At 34.8% G+C, this 19,702-nt stretch carries 20 protein-coding genes, 1 pseudogene and 1 riboswitch; of the genes and pseudogenes, 18 read left to right on the forward strand and 3 right to left on the reverse strand.

The window, feature by feature from the left end; translation table 11 throughout:
• The coding region (locus JCM14209_RS06785) for a YhgE/Pip family protein (protein ID WP_025022762.1) at nt 1-987 on the forward strand (987 nt) is incomplete at its 5' end.
• Nucleotides 988-1,021: 34 nt separating this feature from the next.
• Here JCM14209_RS06785 and JCM14209_RS06790 read toward each other — a convergent pair.
• Nucleotides 1,022-1,258: a hypothetical protein gene (locus JCM14209_RS06790; RefSeq protein WP_081774077.1), complete on the reverse strand. Its 237-nt coding sequence runs from the start codon at nt 1,256-1,258 to the stop codon at nt 1,022-1,024.
• Between the two features lie 91 nt (nt 1,259-1,349).
• Between JCM14209_RS06790 and JCM14209_RS06795 the strand changes: the two genes are divergently transcribed.
• The 4 genes from JCM14209_RS06795 (at nt 1,350) to JCM14209_RS06810 (ending at nt 4,404) form a co-directional block, all read left to right on the forward strand.
• A complete protein-coding gene (locus JCM14209_RS06795; protein ID WP_025022764.1) occupies nt 1,350-2,171 on the forward strand; it encodes an exodeoxyribonuclease III in 822 nt (273 codons plus the stop codon).
• A gap of 125 nt (nt 2,172-2,296) precedes the next feature.
• Nucleotides 2,297-3,076, forward strand: coding sequence for an AzlC family ABC transporter permease (locus JCM14209_RS06800; protein WP_025022765.1), 780 nt, complete (start codon nt 2,297-2,299; stop codon nt 3,074-3,076).
• A 2-nt stretch (nt 3,077-3,078) separates the two neighbouring features.
• A complete protein-coding gene (locus JCM14209_RS06805; RefSeq protein ID WP_025022766.1) occupies nt 3,079-3,420 on the forward strand; it encodes an AzlD domain-containing protein in 342 nt (113 codons plus the stop codon).
• Nucleotides 3,421-3,609: 189 nt separating this feature from the next.
• Entirely contained in the window at nt 3,610-4,404 is a 795-nt protein-coding gene (locus tag JCM14209_RS06810) for a hypothetical protein (protein WP_025022767.1), read from the forward strand.
• Nucleotides 4,405-4,427: 23 nt separating this feature from the next.
• Here the strand turns inward: JCM14209_RS06810 and JCM14209_RS06815 are convergent, their stop codons facing one another.
• Nucleotides 4,428-5,057 (reverse strand): phosphatase PAP2 family protein, encoded by a 630-nt coding sequence (locus JCM14209_RS06815; RefSeq protein ID WP_025022768.1) that lies wholly within the window; start codon nt 5,055-5,057, stop codon nt 4,428-4,430.
• An 81-nt stretch (nt 5,058-5,138) separates the two neighbouring features.
• Here JCM14209_RS06815 and JCM14209_RS06820 point away from each other — a divergent pair, with 81 nt between their 5' ends.
• The 6 genes from JCM14209_RS06820 (at nt 5,139) to JCM14209_RS09365 (ending at nt 10,251) form a co-directional block, all read left to right on the forward strand.
• Nucleotides 5,139-6,014: a hypothetical protein gene (locus JCM14209_RS06820; RefSeq protein ID WP_025022769.1), complete on the forward strand. Its 876-nt coding sequence runs from the start codon at nt 5,139-5,141 to the stop codon at nt 6,012-6,014.
• On the forward strand, nt 6,014-6,913 hold the full coding sequence (locus JCM14209_RS06825) for an RluA family pseudouridine synthase (RefSeq protein ID WP_025022770.1): 900 nt from the start codon (nt 6,014-6,016) through the stop codon (nt 6,911-6,913). Before JCM14209_RS06820 ends, JCM14209_RS06825 begins: the two co-directional genes overlap by 1 nt.
• Nucleotides 6,914-6,977: 64 nt before the next feature.
• Nucleotides 6,978-7,625, forward strand: coding sequence for a metal-dependent transcriptional regulator (locus tag JCM14209_RS06830; RefSeq protein ID WP_025022771.1), 648 nt, complete (start codon nt 6,978-6,980; stop codon nt 7,623-7,625).
• A gap of 89 nt (nt 7,626-7,714) precedes the next feature.
• Nucleotides 7,715-8,425 carry a threonine/serine exporter family protein gene (locus JCM14209_RS06835; RefSeq protein WP_051523405.1) on the forward strand — a complete coding sequence of 237 codons (711 nt, stop codon included), beginning with the start codon at nt 7,715-7,717 and terminating at the stop codon, nt 8,423-8,425.
• 9 nt (nt 8,426-8,434) lie between these two features.
• Complete coding sequence (locus JCM14209_RS06840; protein WP_025022773.1) at nt 8,435-8,869, forward strand: threonine/serine exporter family protein; 435 nt, start codon at nt 8,435-8,437, stop codon at nt 8,867-8,869.
• 86 nt (nt 8,870-8,955) lie between these two features.
• Nucleotides 8,956-10,251 (forward strand): LCP family protein, encoded by a 1,296-nt coding sequence (locus JCM14209_RS09365; RefSeq protein ID WP_025022774.1) that lies wholly within the window; start codon nt 8,956-8,958, stop codon nt 10,249-10,251.
• Nucleotides 10,252-10,308: 57 nt separating this feature from the next.
• On the opposite strand, the gene JCM14209_RS06850 is transcribed toward JCM14209_RS09365, so the two are convergent.
• Complete coding sequence (locus tag JCM14209_RS06850; RefSeq protein ID WP_025022775.1) at nt 10,309-11,391, reverse strand: LCP family protein; 1,083 nt, start codon at nt 11,389-11,391, stop codon at nt 10,309-10,311.
• Between the two features lie 206 nt (nt 11,392-11,597).
• On the opposite strand from JCM14209_RS06850, the gene JCM14209_RS06855 reads away from it, so the two are divergent.
• From JCM14209_RS06855 to serS, 7 genes and pseudogenes are all read left to right on the forward strand, one after another.
• Complete coding sequence (locus JCM14209_RS06855) at nt 11,598-12,260, forward strand: phosphatase PAP2 family protein (protein WP_025022776.1); 663 nt, start codon at nt 11,598-11,600, stop codon at nt 12,258-12,260.
• A gap of 15 nt (nt 12,261-12,275) precedes the next feature.
• Nucleotides 12,276-13,046 (forward strand): zinc-ribbon domain-containing protein, encoded by a 771-nt coding sequence (locus JCM14209_RS06860; RefSeq protein ID WP_025022777.1) that lies wholly within the window; start codon nt 12,276-12,278, stop codon nt 13,044-13,046.
• Nucleotides 13,030-13,509 carry a GNAT family N-acetyltransferase gene (locus tag JCM14209_RS06865; RefSeq protein ID WP_025022778.1) on the forward strand — a complete coding sequence of 160 codons (480 nt, stop codon included), beginning with the start codon at nt 13,030-13,032 and terminating at the stop codon, nt 13,507-13,509. The genes JCM14209_RS06860 and JCM14209_RS06865 overlap by 17 nt, the downstream gene beginning before the upstream one ends.
• Before the next feature lie 101 nt (nt 13,510-13,610).
• A pseudogene (gene alsS / locus JCM14209_RS09370) lies at nt 13,611-15,295 on the forward strand (acetolactate synthase AlsS).
• A gap of 23 nt (nt 15,296-15,318) precedes the next feature.
• Nucleotides 15,319-16,032, forward strand: coding sequence for an acetolactate decarboxylase (gene budA, locus JCM14209_RS06875; RefSeq protein WP_025022779.1), 714 nt, complete (start codon nt 15,319-15,321; stop codon nt 16,030-16,032).
• 52 nt (nt 16,033-16,084) lie between these two features.
• Nucleotides 16,085-16,265, forward strand: a riboswitch (Lysine riboswitch).
• 108 nt (nt 16,266-16,373) lie between these two features.
• Nucleotides 16,374-17,843 (forward strand): amino acid permease, encoded by a 1,470-nt coding sequence (locus JCM14209_RS06880; protein ID WP_025022780.1) that lies wholly within the window; start codon nt 16,374-16,376, stop codon nt 17,841-17,843.
• A gap of 294 nt (nt 17,844-18,137) precedes the next feature.
• A complete protein-coding gene (serS, locus tag JCM14209_RS06885; protein ID WP_025022781.1) occupies nt 18,138-19,415 on the forward strand; it encodes a serine--tRNA ligase in 1,278 nt (425 codons plus the stop codon).
• Nucleotides 19,416-19,702 lie beyond the last annotated feature (287 nt).

Below are 19,702 nucleotides of genomic sequence, written 5' to 3' on the forward strand. Positions count from 1 at the left end.
GGTCAATTGAATGCTAAAGTTCCAACTTTAACTAGTGGTGTCGGACAGTTAGCAAGTGGAAGTAGTCAAATTGTTGCTAATTCTGGAGCTTTAAATAGTGGGGCAGCCCAATTAGCAGGCGGTTTAGGTCAATTGAATGCTAAAGTGCCAACCTTGGTTAATGGGGTCAACCAACTCGCTAACGGAACCCAACAATTAAACGCTAATTCAGGAAAATTAATTGATGGTGCAAATCAAATCAGTGCCGGTAACCAAGCTTTAGCCAAGGCATTATCTAGTGGTGCAAAGCAAGTTAACGGACAAAACGTATCTGATAAAAATGCAGGAATGTTTGCCAACCCTACAATTTTAAAACATAAAGAATATAGTTATGTTCCTAATTATGGATATGCTTTAGCACCATATATGTTATCTGTTGCTCTTTATGTTGGGGCGTTAGTCTTTAATTTAGTTTACCCAATTAGACGTTTATCAACACCAGATGGCAGTGCTTTTGATTGGTTCTTAAGTAAGGTATCCTTAGGTGCAATCGTTGCTGTCGGAAATGCCATTGTTGAAGAAGGGTTAATGTATATTTTTGGTTTAAAACCAGATCACCCAGTTGCTTTCTTTGCTAACGGGATTGCCTTTTCACTTGCAGCGATGTTTATTGTGATGTTGCTTTCAATGGCCTTTGGTAACCCAGGACGTTTCTTAGGAATGATTTTATTGGTTATCCAACTAGGAGCTTGTGGAGGGTCATTCCCAATTGAAATCACAAAAGGTATGGGCGGATTTTTCCAAGCAATCAATCCGTTCATCCCAATGACATACTCAGTTTATGGTTTCAGGGAAGCCTTAAATAGTGGATTTGGAATCGGGCAAGTATATAACAGTATTTTAGTACAATTGATTTTTATTGTAGTCTCAATTGCTTTATTATTTGTAACAATGAGTTATATGAGAACTTCTGGTGCAGTAAGTTATGTCGAAGAAGCTGAAGAATAAAAAAGAGATGAAGGAATTATTCCTTCATCTCTTTTTAGTTTAGTAATTGCATTTTTTTATACGAAATAATGATTTTTCCTTTTGCATCGACGGCCAATGTTGTATTTTCATATTCATCGTCAAAATTTAGGATTGCGGAATTTTGAAGTTGTTTTTCAACCATTCCAGCATATTTATGGCGGTGAAAGGTAAAGGATACATGGGTTCCTTTTTTAAATGGCTTGCCGATTTTTGAAACTTCAATTTTTCTTTCAACTTGCTTTTCTGCCATAGTATTTACCTCCATCCAATTTCATTATATCACTTTAGCTATCTAAGTTATGATATGATTAAGTTTAAGAAAAGAATAAGAGGTGTTTTTAATGAAACTTATCTCATGGAATATCGACTCTTTAAATGCAGCTTTAACAAGTGATTCTGCACGTGCCGTTTTAAGTCGAGAAGTATTACAAACAATTTTAAACGAAAATCCAGATATTATCGCAATTCAAGAAACTAAATTGCCAAGTTCAGGTCCATCTAAAAAGCATCAAGCGATTTTAGAAGAAATGTTTGCTGATTATGAATTTGTGTGGCGTTCTTCGGTTGAACCTGCTCGCAAAGGTTATGCGGGAACAATGTTCTTATATAAAAAAGATTTAACGCCTGAAGTGACTTATCCGGAAATTGGAGCACCAGAACCAATGGATAGCGAAGGGCGCATTATCACCCTTGAATTTCCAGAATTTTTTGTCACTCAAGTTTATACGCCAAATGCAGGAGATGGGTTGAAAAGATTAGAGCAACGGCAAATTTGGGATGAAAAATATGCCGCATATTTAAAGGAATTAGATCAACAAAAACCAGTGCTTGCAAGTGGGGATTTTAACGTTGCCCATCAAGAAATTGATTTGGCCAATCCAAAAACTAACCATCATTCAGCCGGTTTTACAGACGAAGAACGTGCTGGTTTTACAAATTTATTAAATCAAGGTTTTACAGATAGTTTCCGTTATGTTAATGGAAAAGTAACTGGAGTTTATTCATGGTGGGCGCAACGCTCAAGAACAAGTAAACAAAACAATTCTGGTTGGAGAATTGATTATTGGCTTACAAGTAATCGAATTGCTGATCAAATTAAAGTGTCTAACATGTTAGATTCCGGACAAAGAAGAGACCATACCCCAATTATGTTGGAAATTTAAAGAAAACTTAAAAAAATTTAATTATTTACAAAAATAATACATTTGTAAAGGGGTTAATAAGGTATAAAATAGTAAAACCATATGTTATAATAAGCACATTGATAATAATTTTTGGAGGCTATAACGTGGAAAAAACACAATCACGTTGGGTAGAGGTATTTAAAGTAGCCCTCCCATTATGTTTAAGTTATGTGCCGATCGGATTTGCTTGTGGGATTCTTTTGAATGTTGCAGGCTTTAATGCGTTCACAGCACTATTAGTTTCAATTTTAGTATTTTCAGGTGGGGCACAATTCTTAATTGCTTCAATGTTAACAACTAACTCACCAATGCATACAATTGTTATGATGATTTTCTTTTTAGAATTACGTTATGCATTATTAGGATCAAGTTTATCACAATATGTTCGTGGAACTTCAAAGAAATTCTTATACTTTTTTGGAGCTTCAATGAACGACGAAAACTATGCCGTTAACTACTTGAAGTTTGCGACAGATAAAAGTTGGGAACCGAAAGATGCGCTACAAGTTGAACACTGGACATTATTATTCTGGTCAGTTTCAAACTTCTTAGGTGCAGCCTTAGGTGGATTGTTACCAATTCAGGATTATTTAGAAACAGTAGATTTTGCATTGACAGCGATGTTCTTATACATGATTGTAATGCAATTAAGAAATAGATTAACATTACTAATTAGTTTACTTGCAGGTGTGCTTGCAATTATTGCTTTAGTAATTATGAAGAGTACAATGGGACTTATTGTTGCAACATTATTAGCTTCATTTGTTGGTTTTATGGTTGAAGAAAAATTAACTAAAAAAGGAACAGATTTTTCAAGTCCTTGGTTAAAACGTCATAAGCCAAAAGCAAGTAAAAAAGTAGTAACTAAGGAAGGGGCTGAATAATTATGCATTATACAGCATTTGATCACTATATTTTAGTAGTTTTAGCTGCAATTGCAGCATTCTTACCCCGTATTATTCCTCTTCGTATTTTTACTAGTAAAGAAATTCCTAGTTGGTTTAATGCCTGGATGAAATACGTGCCAGTATCATTATTCACATCATTAGTTGTTCGTGACTTATTTATTAACACACACAACTATACATTTACTGGTTTTCATCATATTGGTAAGATTTTATCTGCTTTAATTGTTATGGTTGTAGCTTATCGCACTCGTTCAATGGGACTTTCAGTTTTAGTTGGTCTAATTGCGGTTGCTTTATTTACAGTCGGCTTACATTGGTAAAAAATATATAGCTATCTAGAATTATCCTAGATAGCTTTTTTAGTATCATGGTTTAAGAAAAATGATTAAACCAAATGCAATGTTATTGTGGTATGCTTTAATTACAAAAAAAGATACACGTTATTTAGATTAACGTATTTTTAAATTTGTTTTTGATGGGGATAAGTTAAGAAAGGGGGAGGAAAAAACATGAAACAGTGGAAAATTCAAATTTTAATGGTAATATTTGTTGCGATAATTTTTGGTGGATATGGTTATGCGAAGGTAAAAGATACCAATGAACAATACCAACACTTTATGCAACAAGCCAATAAGGCGCTTAATAACAAAGACTATAACAATACTGAGTACTACTTGAAAAATGCGCTGCAAAAGACTAATCAAGATGATGATGCAAAATTAAAATTAAAACAAGTCCAACAGTACCGTGAGGCAAAAATTAAGCAAGATAACCTAGATTATCACGGGGCACTGCAAGCATATCAAGACGTTAAAACTACTAATGCTTATGCCCGCCTAACAAAAAGGGCTCAGAAAAAAATAAAATTTATCAATAAGATTTTGAAAAAAGAAAAAATTTATCAAAAGAGTTATGATGAAGCTCTTTATTTAACTGGTTTAGGTCATTATAATGAATCAAATCAAGCTTTAGTGACAATTTTATTTGATCCAACTGCTAATCAACCATATTTGAAAAAGTATTTAAATAATGGATATGAGCTTCAATTTACAAATAATGAAGCATTAAAACAAATTGTAAAAGCTCAACAAAAATTAAATCAAGAGTTTAAACAACAACCTAAGCAACAAGCTCCTCCTTTGAATCAAGAAGAAAATCAATCACAGCAACCAAAAGTACCCCAAATTGAAACCAAGGCACAAAAAAATAAGGATATTTTAGACAAAACACCGAGCCCAGAATCTGGAAATAATACGCCAACTTCTAATAATGAAAAGACCACCAATGAGGATAAACCCTCATAATAGGTGGTCTTTTGCAGAATTATTTACTTTTCGAAAAATTTTTGCCAACAAATTAACGAAATCATCCAAAGAAAACTAGCTAAAATAACGCTGGCAAGCGTATCACTAGGATAATGAACGTGAAGATAAATGCGGCTCATGGCAATAATTATAATCCATATCCAACCAAAAATTTGAACCATTTTTTTAATGAATTGGTTGTTAATTGTTGGTGCAACTAGGAAAATGACAAAGAAAATAAAAATTGTCGTGCCAAGAGTATGGCCGCTAGGAAAACTAAAGCCGCTTATGGGAACTAGTTTATCAAACGGACGCGGACGTTGCAGTGCAATTTTAATTCCGTAATTGATTAAATTACTGACAATTAAAGTCAGACTCGCCCACGTTGCGGCACTAAGATTATGGCGGAAGTAAAGGTAGAAAATGACAATCAAAGAAAAAATAGTTGCCATTAAGGGACCACCTAAAAAGGTGATGCCCTCAACAATTTTAGTTACAGTGGGATTGGTAAATGGGACTAATAAATTTTGAATTACATGATCGAATTTCAAGATAATTGGATTGTGAGTTTTTACTAAAAGCGCGAGGATGAAAAAAAGTAATAAAAAGACCCCAGCGTAAAACGGACGCTTTTGATTTGAAGAAATCTTCAAATTAATGTCTCCCTTCGATATAATTTATATAAAAGTATCATATTAGAAATAAGCAAGAAAAGCAATTTGAAAGGAAAAAACATGCAAGAACAAGCACAAATAATTCAACCGCAAATACCAAAAAAAAGGCCCAAAAAAGGTATAAGCCGATTTATGACATTTTTATTGACGGTAGTCTTAATAATAACTTCGGTTGCCTTTATCATCAAAACAACAATTTTAAATTCGAGTTTTACAGCGAAAACATTAATGCAAGATGATAGTGTTACCCAAATGTATGAGCAAACGAACACCGCGATTATTAATGCGATATCAGGATATGGGATTACTCTTCCTCAAGATACAGAATTTATTACACAAGAACAATTTGAAGATGATTTAACGGATGTGATTGAAAATCTTTACGCTGGAAATGAAGAAATTATTGATCAAGAAAAACTTAGTCATCAAATTCAACACAATTTGACTGAAGAAATTAGTCAATTGGGCTTACCTTCAGGGATGATTGATCAAGTATTGTCGCCGTTAACGAGCACAGTCGCCAATATTTTTACGCAAAATTTAGCAAATAGCCAAATTAGTAGCTTCATGAATACAATTTCATCAATTGATGGTTACGTAAGTATGGTAATGGTTGTGGGAATGATTGCGGTAGTTGGATTAGGCGGAGTGATTTTGTTAGTACAACGCAATTTATTTGGTTGGTTTCATTATCTTGGAATCGGATTTATTATTTCTGGATTAGTAATATTAATTTTACAAATGGCTTTTAGTTTTACTAATCTTTTTTCTAATATCACCCCAAACCAAATTGCTAATCAATTACTACAAACATTTATAAGTGCAATTAAAGCTCAAATGATGACATTAGCAATCGGAGAATTGATTCTTGGAGGCTTGGCTGTAGTATTAGGATTTTTACGGAAGTTTAGATTTTCTTTTAAGAGAGGGCGCTAATGAAATATACATGGAAAAAATTAGATGAAACGCCACAAACTTTAAAGCAATTTTTGAAGCAAAAAGGGTTAAGTCATCGTATCTTGAGTCGCTTAAAGCAAGGGCAAGGAAAAGTGATTGTAAATCGTAAAAAAAGAAAACTGGATTATGAAATAACAACCGGAGAGGTAACATTAATTTTACCAATTGAACAAAGTGATCCTAACGTTGCAATCAGCTCAAAGCCGTTAGAGATTATTTTTGAAGACAGTAATTGGATAGTTGTTAACAAACCAGCAGGAGTTAATAGTGTTCCTGGACCCAGTGACCGCGACCATACGATGGTTAATCGGATTAAATATCATTTACAAAATACAGGGCATAAAGATTTAGTACCACATGTAATTACGAGATTAGACCGTGATACAAGTGGCTTGATGTTAGTGGCCAAAAATCGTTTTGCACAAGGGTTGATTAATAAACAAGTTGAAGAGCACTTAATCCAAAAAGATTATGTGGCCTTAATTCAAGGACAAGCTAGAGAACATGGTTTTTACACGGAAGCTTTAGGGCCTAAACCAGATGGGATTGGGCAAATGGTTCAAGCGACGGGTAAGAATGCTAAAACTGAATATTGGCAGCTACAAACCAATGAAGTGCTAAGTGTTATTCGCTGTCGGTTACATACTGGAAGAACCCATCAAATTCGGGTACATTTTAGTTATCATCACCATGCTTTATTGGGCGATGAATTATATGGCGGCTTAATGAATCAAGGAATTAATCGGCAAGCACTCCATTCCTACCACTTATCATTTATCGATCCATTTCAACAAGTAAAAAAAGAATTTACGATTGGATTACCGCAAGATATGCAAAATGTTATCGAAGCTAACGGAATAAGCGTCAATTTAAGATAGGAAAAATAAGCAGAAGTTTGCTATAATGGTTACTATAGAATTAGTGTGGATTAGAGGTGAAAGAATGACACCAAAAAAAGAAGATTATTTAAAAATTATTTTTGAACTTGGCGGAATGAAGAAAAAAGTTTCCAATAAGCAAATTTCAATTGGATTGAATGTAGCAGCAGCGTCAGTTTCAGAAATGGTCAATAAGTTAGTTAAAGAAGGATTAGCTGATCATACCCCCTATGCGGGAATATCATTAACCAAAAAAGGCGTAAAAGTTGCGGAAGATTTGATTCGGACCCATCGCTTGTGGGAAACTTTTTTAGTGGAAAAATTAGGCTATGAACTTTTCGAAGTTCATGATGACGCTGAAGTATTAGAACATGTAGCAAGTGATAAATTAATCGATAAATTATATGATTTTCTTGAAGAACCAAAAGAATGTCCACACGGTGGTGTTATTCCATCAAAAGACGGTAGTTATGAAGAAGAAAGTCACACTACCCTTTCTGAAATCGAACCTGGTCAAATAGTGGAAGTTGATCGCTTTATTGATAACCATGAATTATTAACTTATATCAATGATATTCATTTAAGCTTAGGCGATAAAGTTAAAGTCGTGGATAAAGCTCCATTTGATGGACCGATATCATTAATAATGGTTCAAACAGGCGAAACAACAACAATTGGCTATAACGCTGCACATTATATTTTTGTTAAATAATAACTTAGGCCACTGTTTCAGTGGCCTTTGGTGTAAGTTGGGGGAGTGAAGTTTTGGACAAACAAATTAAGGTATTAACAGACGCTATTATGTTAGCTGGGAAAATTATGATTGAAAATGGCGCTGATATGACACGTGTTGATGATACTTTATATCGAATTGCCAGAAATGGCGGAATTAAAAATCCGAAAATTTTCGAAACGACAACCGGTCTTATGATATCAGTTGTTGATAATAACATTGCGCAAGTTGAACCGATTCAAAATCATGGAATTGATTTGGAAAAAGTGGCGCGGGTTAATGACGTTTCACGTGAATTTCAAAATAAGAAATTAACAGTTGAGCAAATGTACTCAAAGTTAAAAGAAATTGATCAAAAAGTTCCGGTTTTTGCATGGCATTGGCAGTTATTAGCGGCTTTTATCATAAGTTCTCCATTACTAATGATATACGGCGGAAAATGGCAAGACTTTTTACCGGCCGGAATTATTTCAGTTATTGGATACAGTGTTTATTACATTATCAAGATGAATTTTAAAATTCGCTTCGTTAATGAATTTTTAAGTTCGTTTACCATCGGGATGCTTGCAGTATTAGCAGTGAAGTATCACTTAGGCACACAAGTCGATATGCTAATCATTGCAGCGGTCATGCCATTAGTCCCCGGAGTTGCAATCATGAATTCAGTTAGAGATATTTTAGCTGGACACTTATTAAGTGGGGTTGCCCGAGGAGTTGAAGCATTATTAACGGCCTGTGCGATTGGGTTTGGGATTGCTTTAGTTTTGAAATTTATGTGAGGATGAACAATGAATATTTTTTTACAAATACTTTTTAGTTATCTTGCGACAATTGGCTTTGGCATAATTGTTAATATACCAAGAAAAGCCTTAAATGCCTGTGGGATAATAGGTGTTTTGGGATGGTTAACATATTTAGGGATTAATAATGGTTTACAAAGTAGCATTATGGCTAATTTGATTGCGGCGTTTGTCATTGGCGGACTCTCTATTATTTGTGCGCGTTATAAGAAAATGCCGACAATTTTATTTAACATTCCAAGTCTAGTTCCCTTGGTTCCAGGAGGACAAGCTTATCGGGCGGCTAGATATTTTGTATTTGGCAATGTGGAGCTAGGAATCAATTATGCAGTTCAAGCAGCTTTGATTGCTGGATCAATTGCAATGGGATTTTTTTTGGCAGAATTAGTCGGCCAAGTATATTTTAAAATTACATCAGTATAGATTAACTAGGTATTAAGTTAACTTTTTGGTATACTAGTTTATATGCTATTGAGATATATATTTGTCTAAATTGTGGGAGGATATTAATGGATAATAATAAGGGTAATAAAGATTTTGAAACCATGGGTGAACCTTTAAGCCGTTCACAAATGCGACGTAATCAGCAAAATAGAGAAAAAAATAAACGCCAAGCAAAATGGAGCAAAATTATCGGAATTGCACTTGTAGCATTTTTAGTATTTTTTGGGATGCACAAGTACTTACAAGCGCATAAAGCAGCAGATTCAATCTTCCAATCAACGAATATGACTAAATCTAGAAATGTAAATGCAACCTTAAAGGATGGCAAACCAATCTGTGTTCTATTGATGGGAACTGACACGGGAGCGTTAGGAAGAAAAGATACTGGACGGACTGACACGATGATTTTATGTGTAATGAATCCCAAGGATAAGAAAATGACTTTAGTTTCATTACCACGTGATACCTTAGTGGAAGTTGCTGGTTATGAAGAAAATGCACCATCAAAAATCAACTCTGCATATGATTATGGTGGCCCTAAAGCTGCCGTTAAAACTGTTCAAAATCTTTTAGATGTGCCAATTGATTTTTATGCCACTATTAACATGGGGGGAATTCGTAACCTCATCGATGCCGTTGGTGGGGTTGAAATTGAACCAGTAATGTCATTTTCATATGGCGGCTATACTTTTAAAAAAGGCAAAAAAACAAAGATGATGGGAAAACAAGCGCTCGCTTATGTGCGCATGCGCTATGATGATCCTAAAGGTGATTACGGTCGCCAAGAACGTCAACGTCAAGTTTTAATGAAGTTAGCATTTAAGGCAAGTGCCTTTACAAGTTTGATTAATCAAAATTTCTTAGATTCGGTTTCAGAACAAATCAAAACAGATTTAACGTTTGATGATTTACAGGTTTTAGGAACTAAATATCGGGTTGCGACTCATAACATGGAATCTGATCACCTTCAAGGAACTACAGAAATTGTTGATGGACAATCTTTTGAAGTTGCTGATAGTAGTGAACGCAAACGTGTTGCTAATATTTTAAGAAAAGCATTAGGCTTAAAGCAATTAAAGACAGCAGCAACAACTAAGAAAAATCATAAAACATCAAGCGAGATTGATGCAGATGATGGGTTAGTTGAACAATCAACGGGAACTTATACTCCAAATTTAAATAATGCATCGACTTATAATGAAAGATCAAATTCACAGATACAAACTAAAAATGAAAAAAATCGAAGTGAAGAGACTCTTCAAAAACCAACCAAACAAGATACGGTAGAACAAACAGTTCAAAGTCCAATAAAAAATGAGCAACCAGCTGCATCAGAAACTGCGGAGGGAGCAGCAAAATAGAAAATACAAAAATAAAAAGAGGCTGAAAAAATTTTTCAACCTCTTTTTATTTTGTATTTAAGTACGGTCAGGATCGATTATTTGAGTATTGATGTGGAAGTCTTTACCCGTTGTTGATCCGGTTTTAGCGGGTTTTAATTCAAGCGCTTCTCTGGCTTTGTTAGTAATCCGTTGTTTTTCTTTTTTAGATGGAACTTCAAAAGATTCACCATAAAGCATTTCTGAAGTCCCTTGGAGATGATCGGAATCCATATTATGCGTTGCAATGCGATATTTACTACCTAAAAGAAGCATATCGTCAAAAGTTAAATCTGTTTGCATTTGTTTTGATAAAGAATCTAGGAATTTTTGGTTAATTAAATTCTCAAAATTCGTTCCGTCAAATGCAAGTTGCATTAGCACTTGTCGTTGTCGTTCTTGGCGACCATAATCACCTTTAGGATCGTCATAGCGCATCCGGACATAAGCAAGAGCTTTTTTTCCGTTCATATTGGTTTTTTTACCTTGAGTAAAAGAATAGCCGCCATATGAAAATGTCATTAATGGATTAATTTCAACCCCATTAACAGCATCGATTAAATGTTCAAGACCACCCATATTTACAAGGGCAAAAAAATCAATGGGGACATTTAAATCTTGTTGAACAGTTCGAACGGCAGCATTAGCTCCGCCAAAGAAATATGCAGCATTTAATTTAGTAGGAGCATAATCTTCATAACCGGAAACTGAAACAGCTTCATCACGAGGCAAAGAGATTAGAGTCATTTTTTTATCACGCGGATTAAGAATGGCTAAAATCATTGTATCAGTTCGACCACGGAAATTGCGTCCTAAAGCCCCAGTATCAGTCCCAAGCAAAAGAATTGAAATCGGACGTCCTTGTTTTAATTCGGTTTTAACATCTCGAACTTTAATCATACTATTGGGAAGATAAAGTGAATCGGCAGCTTTGTGGGCACTGTTATATTTCTCAAAGATGAAGCGCCCGCCCCAAATTCCTAAGACAACTAAAGATAATAGGAACCAAAAAAAGATAGTTCGTAAAATTGGATGAGGTGATTTATGATGAGAAGCTCTTAATTCAACTTCATCGCTATCATCAAAATCATTAGTATGGTTGTTGTCATTATCGTTATTCATAATCTGATTACTCCTAAGTTAACTAACTCTAAATTACGAGTCTTAGAGTTAAATCTTTATTTAATCTCATTGATTATAATATCATATTTAACCATCGGAAATAAAAGGGATGAAGGCAATTTTAGAAAAAATTTCTTAAGAATGATATAATATGTTGTATATTGTATTTAGAAAAAGGAATTTAATAAGTTGAAGGAGATGGAAGGATGTTAGTTAAAAAACAGCAAGTGTTGCTTAATTTAGCCATCTTTTTTACAATCGCATTTTTAGCATTATATTTAGTTGTTTTAATTGCACCTAATTCGTTACATGATTTAAATAGAAATATTTATGAATTAACAACAAAAGAAATAACCAGTGAAAAAGTCCTCTTTTTTAATGTGATTAGTGCGCTTTCAAGTACGCGGATGGCATTAATTTATACTGGAATTTTGGCAGTTGTCCTCTTTTTTATTCGGTGGCAAATTCCTGGAATGTGGGTAACGTTTACCGTGATTATCGGATTAGTTTTAGGCGGAATCATTCGCTTTACAATTCGGAGTTTATTTAGTCATCGGGTTGAACCAGAAATAGGCTATGCATTTCCGGGGTTACACGTTTTAGGGATGGTTATTTTAAGTGCAATCGTCTTTTTAATTTTTTTACCATATTTTAAAGATCGTGCCTTAGCTTACCTTACGGGCTTTATTTTATTGGTATGGTTAATTGAAACCAGTATTGCATGTATTTATTTAGGGCAATTACATCTAAGTGATGTGATTGGAGCTGTATTATTTGGTTTTTCGTGGGTAATGTTTAGTAGTTTTTTATATCGTAAACATGCTCAAAAATTAAAACAATATCCCAAATTTAAGTTTTCAAATATTTAGGAGGTGCAAGATTAAATGTATTGTCAACGTTGCGGGCGTGAATTAAAAGAAAATCACCCTTGTCCCTTATGTGGGATTGTCAAGCCAACTTCAGATGAGACAAAAAAATGTAAAAAATGTCAGTTGCCAATCCCAGTAAATGCAAATTATTGCGTTCATTGTGGGGCAGATCAAGCCATCTTAAATGATAATTTTCAAACCCAACCGGCTGAGAATAATAGCGAAAAGAACATGGGAAAGCCGCTTGATCAAATGACACAAGCAGAGTTTCAAAAATTAACCGCTGAAATCGATCAAAAAATTAAAAATGGTGAAATTTCATCCAACCTTATTGTGATTAATACGAGGTTAAATGAAACGCCAATTCCAACACTAAGTGGTTCAGTTCGATTAATTATAAAAGATATATTTAAGGTTAATAAAGCGATGGGACGCGCGAACTTCTTTTTAGGGTATATTGGAGTATCGTTGATAACTCTATTTTTCTTATTATTAATTCAAAAAATTTTTAATCAACCAATGATGGCACTTATGCAAGAAGCGTACTTGATAAAACACCCAATGTTAGCGGTAATCTTATTATTGCTATTATTGTGGTATGTCATCACAACATTAACTGCTACAATTCGGCGTTATCATGATGCGGGAATATCTGGTTGGTGGATAATTTTGCGTTTTATTCCGATGTTTGGCGAATTCTTTAGCCTTTTACTAGCATTTTTACCTCAAAGTCCCAAGCGTAAATATGATTTTAAAGGAAAGATAGATAGTGATAAAAACAAATAATTTATCTTTGCGACCTTTAGAATTAGATGATGCTAACGATATGCATCATTATTTAACACAAGAAAATGTCTGTCGTTTGGCAGGACTTGCTCCAATAAAAACAAAAGAGCAAAGTGTTGAATTTATCAAGATGCTTTTAAAACAAAAGGCATGGGTTATTCAAAAAGATGAGCATGTCATCGGCAATATCGTCGTCTTTTTAAATCCATCCGATGAATTTAAAGGTGAAATCGGCTTTATGTTAAATGAAGATCATTGGCATCACGGCTATATGCAAGAAGCTTTAAGTGCTTTGTTGCAAAGTGATGGTTTATACTTCAAAGAACTCTTAGCTGCGGTTTATCCAGAAAACATTGCCTCAATAAAAACGCTTGAAAAAGTAGGGTTTGAATTTGAAACAATGCTTCCAGCAAGTATTTTAGATCCTAAAATAAAAGCAATTTACAAGCTAGAAAGAAGCTAATAACAGGCTTTTTTCTAGCTTGCTTTTTTATGGAAATGTTTTGTTTGTGATGTTATCATGAAAGAGAAATAAGAACAGTGTAGACCAAAGGAGGATTTTTGATGACAAAAGATAAAGAAAAAAGATTCGGTGCCGATGCAATTATTGATAGCTTGGTAAACCATGATGTTAAATATGTTTTTGGTGTTCCTGGGGCTAAAATCGATCGAGTTTTTGAAAAGTTAGAGCATCCTACTAACCGAAAGCACCTAAATTAATTATTACGCGCCATGAACAAAATGCAGCGTTTATGGCTCAAGGTGTAGGGAGAATTACAGGTAAGCCAGGAGTAGTTTTAACCACTTCTGGACCGGGAGCTTCTAATTTAGCTACGGGATTAGTAACCGCAACAGCGGAAGGAGATCCAGTGCTTGCGATTTCAGGTCAGGTTCAACGAACTGATTTGACTCGGTTAACACACCAAAGTATGAATAATGTAGGATTAATGGATCCGATTACTAAATATGCAGCTGAAGTTCAAGAGCCAGAAAATATTTCTGAAGTAATTGCCAATGCTTATCAAGAAGCCGAAGCAGCTAAACAAGGAGCAAGTTTTGTATCAATTCCTCAAGATGTAACTGATTCAGAAACAAAAACTAAGCCAATTGCTCCAATGCCATCACCCATTTTAGGGCCAGCCAGTCCAATTGAATCAACTCTTTTGGCACAACGAATTAAAACTGCGCAATTGCCAGTTTTACTTTTAGGAATGCGAGCTTCAGATCCGGAAACAACTAAATCAATTCGCAATCTCGTGCGTGATACGCATTTGCCAGTTGTTGAAACTTTCCAAGGGGCAGGGATTATTCCGCGTGAACTAGAAGATGACTTCTTTGGCCGTGTAGGATTATTTAGAAACCAACCAGGAGATAACTTATTAAAGCAATCTGATTTGGTGATTGCAGTTGGTTATGATCCAATTGAATATGAGCCTCGAAATTGGAACCAAGAAGCGGAGGCTAACATTATTGTAATTGATTCAATGCGTGCTGAAGTAGATAAGCATTTTCAACCAGAAAAAGAATTAGTGGGAGATATTTCACAGACGCTTGATTTCTTATTACCATATATGAAAGGTTTTGATTTACCTGAAGCTTCAAAAGTATATCTTGAAAAACTAAGAGAACAATTAAAGATGCGAGATGAACCACCTGCATTAAAAGAAGGGCAAACAACTTCACATCCGTTAAGCATCATTCAAGCGCTTCAAGATCGCGTAAGTGACGAAATGACAGTCGCAGTTGACGTTGGAAGTTTTTATATTTGGATGGCACGTCACTTTAGAAGTTATAATCCAAGACACTTGTTATTTAGTAATGGTATGCAAACGCTCGGAGTAGCTTTACCATGGGCAATTTCAGCTGCTTTAGTGCGACCAAATACGCAAGTTGTTTCAGTATCTGGGGATGGAGGATTCCTATTTTCATCGCAAGATTTAGAAACAGCAGTACGCTTGAATTTAAATATCGTGCATATTATTTGGAATGATGGTCACTATGATATGGTTAAATTCCAAGAAGAAATGAAGTACGGTAAAAGTGCAGGGGTTAACTTTGGTCCGGTTGATTTCGTTAAATACGCTGAAAGTTTTGGGGCAACAGGACTTCGCGTTGAAAATCCGCAAGATTTAGAAAAAGTCCTTGATCAAGCATTCGCAACTAAAGGTCCGGTTATCGTTGATATCCCAGTTGACTATAGTGATAACAAAGCTTTAGGTGAACAAATGCTTGAAGACCAATTACACTAAGCTAATAAAGGATGGAATAAGTTATGGTAGATACAAGTAGATTATTTCAACATGGAACTTTAGCTTTATTAGTACCAGGATTGTTTGATGGGACAATGAAAGTTGGGGAACTGCTCAAACACGGTGATACAGGAATTGGAACAACGGATGCGCTTGGTGGTGAAATGATAATCTTAGATGGCGTAGCGTATCTTGTTACAAGCGATGGAAAAGTAAGAACAGTTGCTGAAAATGAAACCACTCCATTTTCCAACGCGCATTTTTATCATGCTAAAGATAAATTTAGACTTCAAAATTGTAAGATGTTTGATCTAGAAAAGAAAATTGCTTCAGAATATGATTATCAAAATCTTTTTGTAGGAATTAAGCTTACCGGAGATTTTAAAAATGTTAAGACACGCTCTGTAAAAGCTCAAGCAAAACCATATCCATCTTTAATGGATGTTGCTAAAGACCAAGTTGTGTTTACAGAAGATAATTCTAAAGGAACAATTGTTGGTTATTATTCACCCGCTTTATTTCATGGAATGACAGCTTCTGGATACCATCTACATTATTTGAATTCAGCGTTAAGTATGGGTGGACATATTTTAGAGTTTGAAATCGAAGATGTAGTAGTTGAATTACAGCCATTTGAAACGGTTGAACAACATTTTCCAATCGCTAGTTCAGATTTTAAACAAGCAGAATTTGATTTAAAACAAGTTCATGCTGGAATTACCGAAGCAGAAAAATAAAATTTTGCAAAATTTAAATCTTGCATAATAAATATAGTTATGTATAATATTAAGTGTCGAACAGAGGTCGCGATTCTTATTAGTAAGTAATTAGAGTTGAAAAGCAACGAAGAAGATTATCTGAAAGGAAGCATCGCCGAAGTGTATTAATGCTTTTTCATTAGTACATTGGGCCTTGACTTAATAGGTCAAGGACTGTCGTAAGAAATTTCTTACGGAGCGCTATCGAAACTTAATTAAAGAGAATTAATTTGATAGATAAAGCGCATGTCATGTTACGACATGCGCTTTTTGTTTGCCATACCTCTAGAATAATTTATATATAGTTTGGAGGAGACATCATGTCTGATAATAATTCGACAAATACAGGGGAAATTAAACGTTCCCTTAAAACACGCCACGTCTCAATGATTGCCCTTGGAGGTAGTATTGGGACTGGGTTGTTCGTTGCTAGTGGATCTGCAATTTCAAGTGCAGGTCCAGGTGGAGCATTAGTTGCATATATTGCAATTGGGCTTATGGTTTATTTCTTAATGACATCATTGGGGGAAATGGCAACATATCTTCCAGTCACAGGGTCATTTGCTACTTACGCCGGAAGATTTGTTGATCCGGCTTTAGGATTTGCAATGGGGTGGAACTATTGGTTTAACTGGGCAATTACAGTTGCTGTTGACGTTTCAACTAGTGCAATTGTTTTGAAGTATTGGTTCCCACATGTTCCAAGTTGGATTTTTAGTTTAATTGTCTTAGCAGTTATCTTTTTAATCAATGCTTTATCAGTTAAATCATTTGGTGAAACTGAGTATTGGTTAGCAATGATTAAAGTAATTACAGTGCTTGTTTTCTTAGTAGTCGGAATTTTGACAATCTTTGGAATTATGGGTGGTCATGCCACATACTTAGAAAACTTCACTTATAAAAAAGCACCTTTTGTTGGTGGAATTCCAGCAATTTTAAGCGTGTTTGTTGTTGCTGGATTCTCATTCCAAGGAACAGAATTAATCGGGATTACAGCCGGTGAATCTGCAACTCCTGAAAAGAGTATTCCAAAGGCAATTCGTCAAGTATTCTGGAGAATTTTATTATTCTACATCTTATCAATTTTTGTAATTGCTTGCTTGATTCCTTATACAAGTCCTAACTTGTTAGGTTCAGAAGCAACAGATATTGCAATTTCACCATTCACATTAGTATTTAAGCGTGCTGGTTTAGCCTCAGCTGCTGCTGTTATGAATGCGGTTATTTTAACTTCAGTAATTTCTGCTGCTAATTCAGGGATGTATGCTTCAACGAGAATGTTATTTGCATTATCAGAAACAAAAGATGCGCCAAAAGTATTTTCACAAGTTAACAAGCGTGGGATTCCAATGCCGGCTTTATTAGGAACAACTTTTGTTGCGTTGTTAACTTTCTTATCAAGCGTTTCAAAATCAGGTGACCAAATCTATACATTCTTGGTAAGTGCTAGTGGTTTAACTGGTTTTATCGCTTGGGTGGGAATTGCAATTTCTCACTATCGTTTCAGAAGAGCATTCAAAGCTCAAGGTCATGATTTAAACGAATTACGTTACCGTGCAAAATGGTTCCCATTTGGACCATTAATGGCATTAGTATTATGTATCTTAGTAATCATTGGTCAAGATTTGAAGTCATTTGCTAACTTAGATTGGCAAGCTATTGGGGTAACATATATGTCAGTCCCATTATTCTTGGTATTATTTATCTATTATAAATTAAAACATAAGACCAAAGTTATTCCTTTGGAAGAAGTTGATTTAACTCCACATAAGGTTAACAAAGAAAATTAATTTCACGCTTGATATTTATGTTAAAAAGTAATAATATATAAACAAATGATATCGAAACACAAGGTACGCCATAAGTAAGCACTAAAGAGACGTAGTGGTTGGTGAAAACTACGAGCCGAAACTCCAGCGTATTAAACTTGACAGGTAATGCTGTCCGGGAGATCGTTAACTCTAAGAGTGTAGTGGTCAGATTGACTGCTGAACTTGGGTGGTACCGCGTAAAGAGTCTTTTCGTCCCAATAGAGGGGAGAAAAGGCTCTTTTTGTTTTGATAAAAATTTAGGAGGAAATAGTTATGTTAGATATGAAAGATATGCGTCAAAATCCAGAAGAATATAAGACGCGTCTTGCAACTCGTGGCGTAAAAGCTGAAGAAATCGATGCCTTAATTGCAAAAGATAAGGAACGTCGTGATTTATTAGTAGAAACAGAAAGTTTGAAAAAGAAGCGTAATGACGTTTCAGAAGCAATTGCACAAGCAAAACGCAATAAAGAAGATGCAACAGAACAAATTGCTGCCATGCGTGAAGTGGGGGCAAAAATTAAGGAATTAGATGAAAAGTTAACCCAAGTTGAAGAAGAACAATTAGATATGGCTGCTCGTATTCCTAATATGCCAAATCCTACAATTCCAGTAGGGGCAGATGAAGATGCAAACGAAGAATTATATAAAGTTGGAACTCCACGTCAATTTAATTTCGAACCCAAAGCACACTGGGATCTTGGTGAAGAATTAGGGATTTTAGATTTTGACCGTGCTGCTAAAGTTTCAGGAGCTCGTTTCGTTTACTATAAAGGACTTGGTGCGCGCTTAGAACGTGCTGTATATAACTTTATGTTAGATGAACATGCAAATGAAGGTTATACAGAAGTTATTCCACCATATATTGTAAAATCACAATCAATGTTTGGTACTGGTCAATTCCCTAAATTTAAAGATCAAGTGTATCAAGTTAATGGTGAAGATATGACATTGATTCCAACGGCAGAAGTTCCATTAACGAACTACTACCGTGATGAAGTGATTCCAACAGAAAAATTACCGGTATACTTTACAGCGTTATCACCATCATTTAGATCAGAAGCCGGTAGTGCCGGACGTGATACTCGTGGTTTAATTCGTATGCACCAATTCAATAAAGTAGAAATGGTGAAATATACTAAGCCAGAAGAATCATATAAAGAATTAGAAAAGATGACTAAAAATGCTGGAAACATCATGGAAAAACTAGGATTACCATATCACGTGATTACATTATCAACAGGAGATATGGGGTTCAGTGCAGCAATGACACATGACCTTGAAGTTTGGATGCCGGCTCAAGATACTTATCGTGAAATTTCAAGTTGTTCAAACTGTGAAGCTTTCCAAGCAAGAAGAGCTCACATTCAATACCGTGATGAAAATGGTAAATTACAATTTGTTCACACATTAAATGGATCTGGTTTGGCAGTTGGTCGTACAGTTGCTGCTATTTTAGAAAACTACCAAAATGAAGACGGAAGTGTAACAATTCCAGAAGCATTACGTCCATACATGGGTGGATTGGAAAAAATTACTAAGCAAGACTAATATTCTTAAAAAATAATTTAGTATATTATTATCAAAGCGTTAACAAGCAAGTTGAGTAAACTTGATCGTTAACGCTTTTTTTGATATTTTTGTTATTATTCAAAGATTTAAAAAAAATTTCAGAAAAAATGTTGACGGACGAAAAAAAAACTGATACTATATTACTTGTCGTTAAAAAGATGTAACTTTTAAGTAACGCATTCGAAATATAAATTAAAAAAATGTTAAAAAAGTGTTGACATGATTGATTATATTTGTTACTATAAAGTAGTTGTTTTTAACAAATA

The sequence above is a fragment of the Ligilactobacillus hayakitensis DSM 18933 = JCM 14209 genome (genome assembly GCF_000615845.1).
In the GTDB taxonomy this organism is placed as follows: Bacteria; Bacillota; Bacilli; order Lactobacillales; family Lactobacillaceae; genus Ligilactobacillus; species Ligilactobacillus hayakitensis.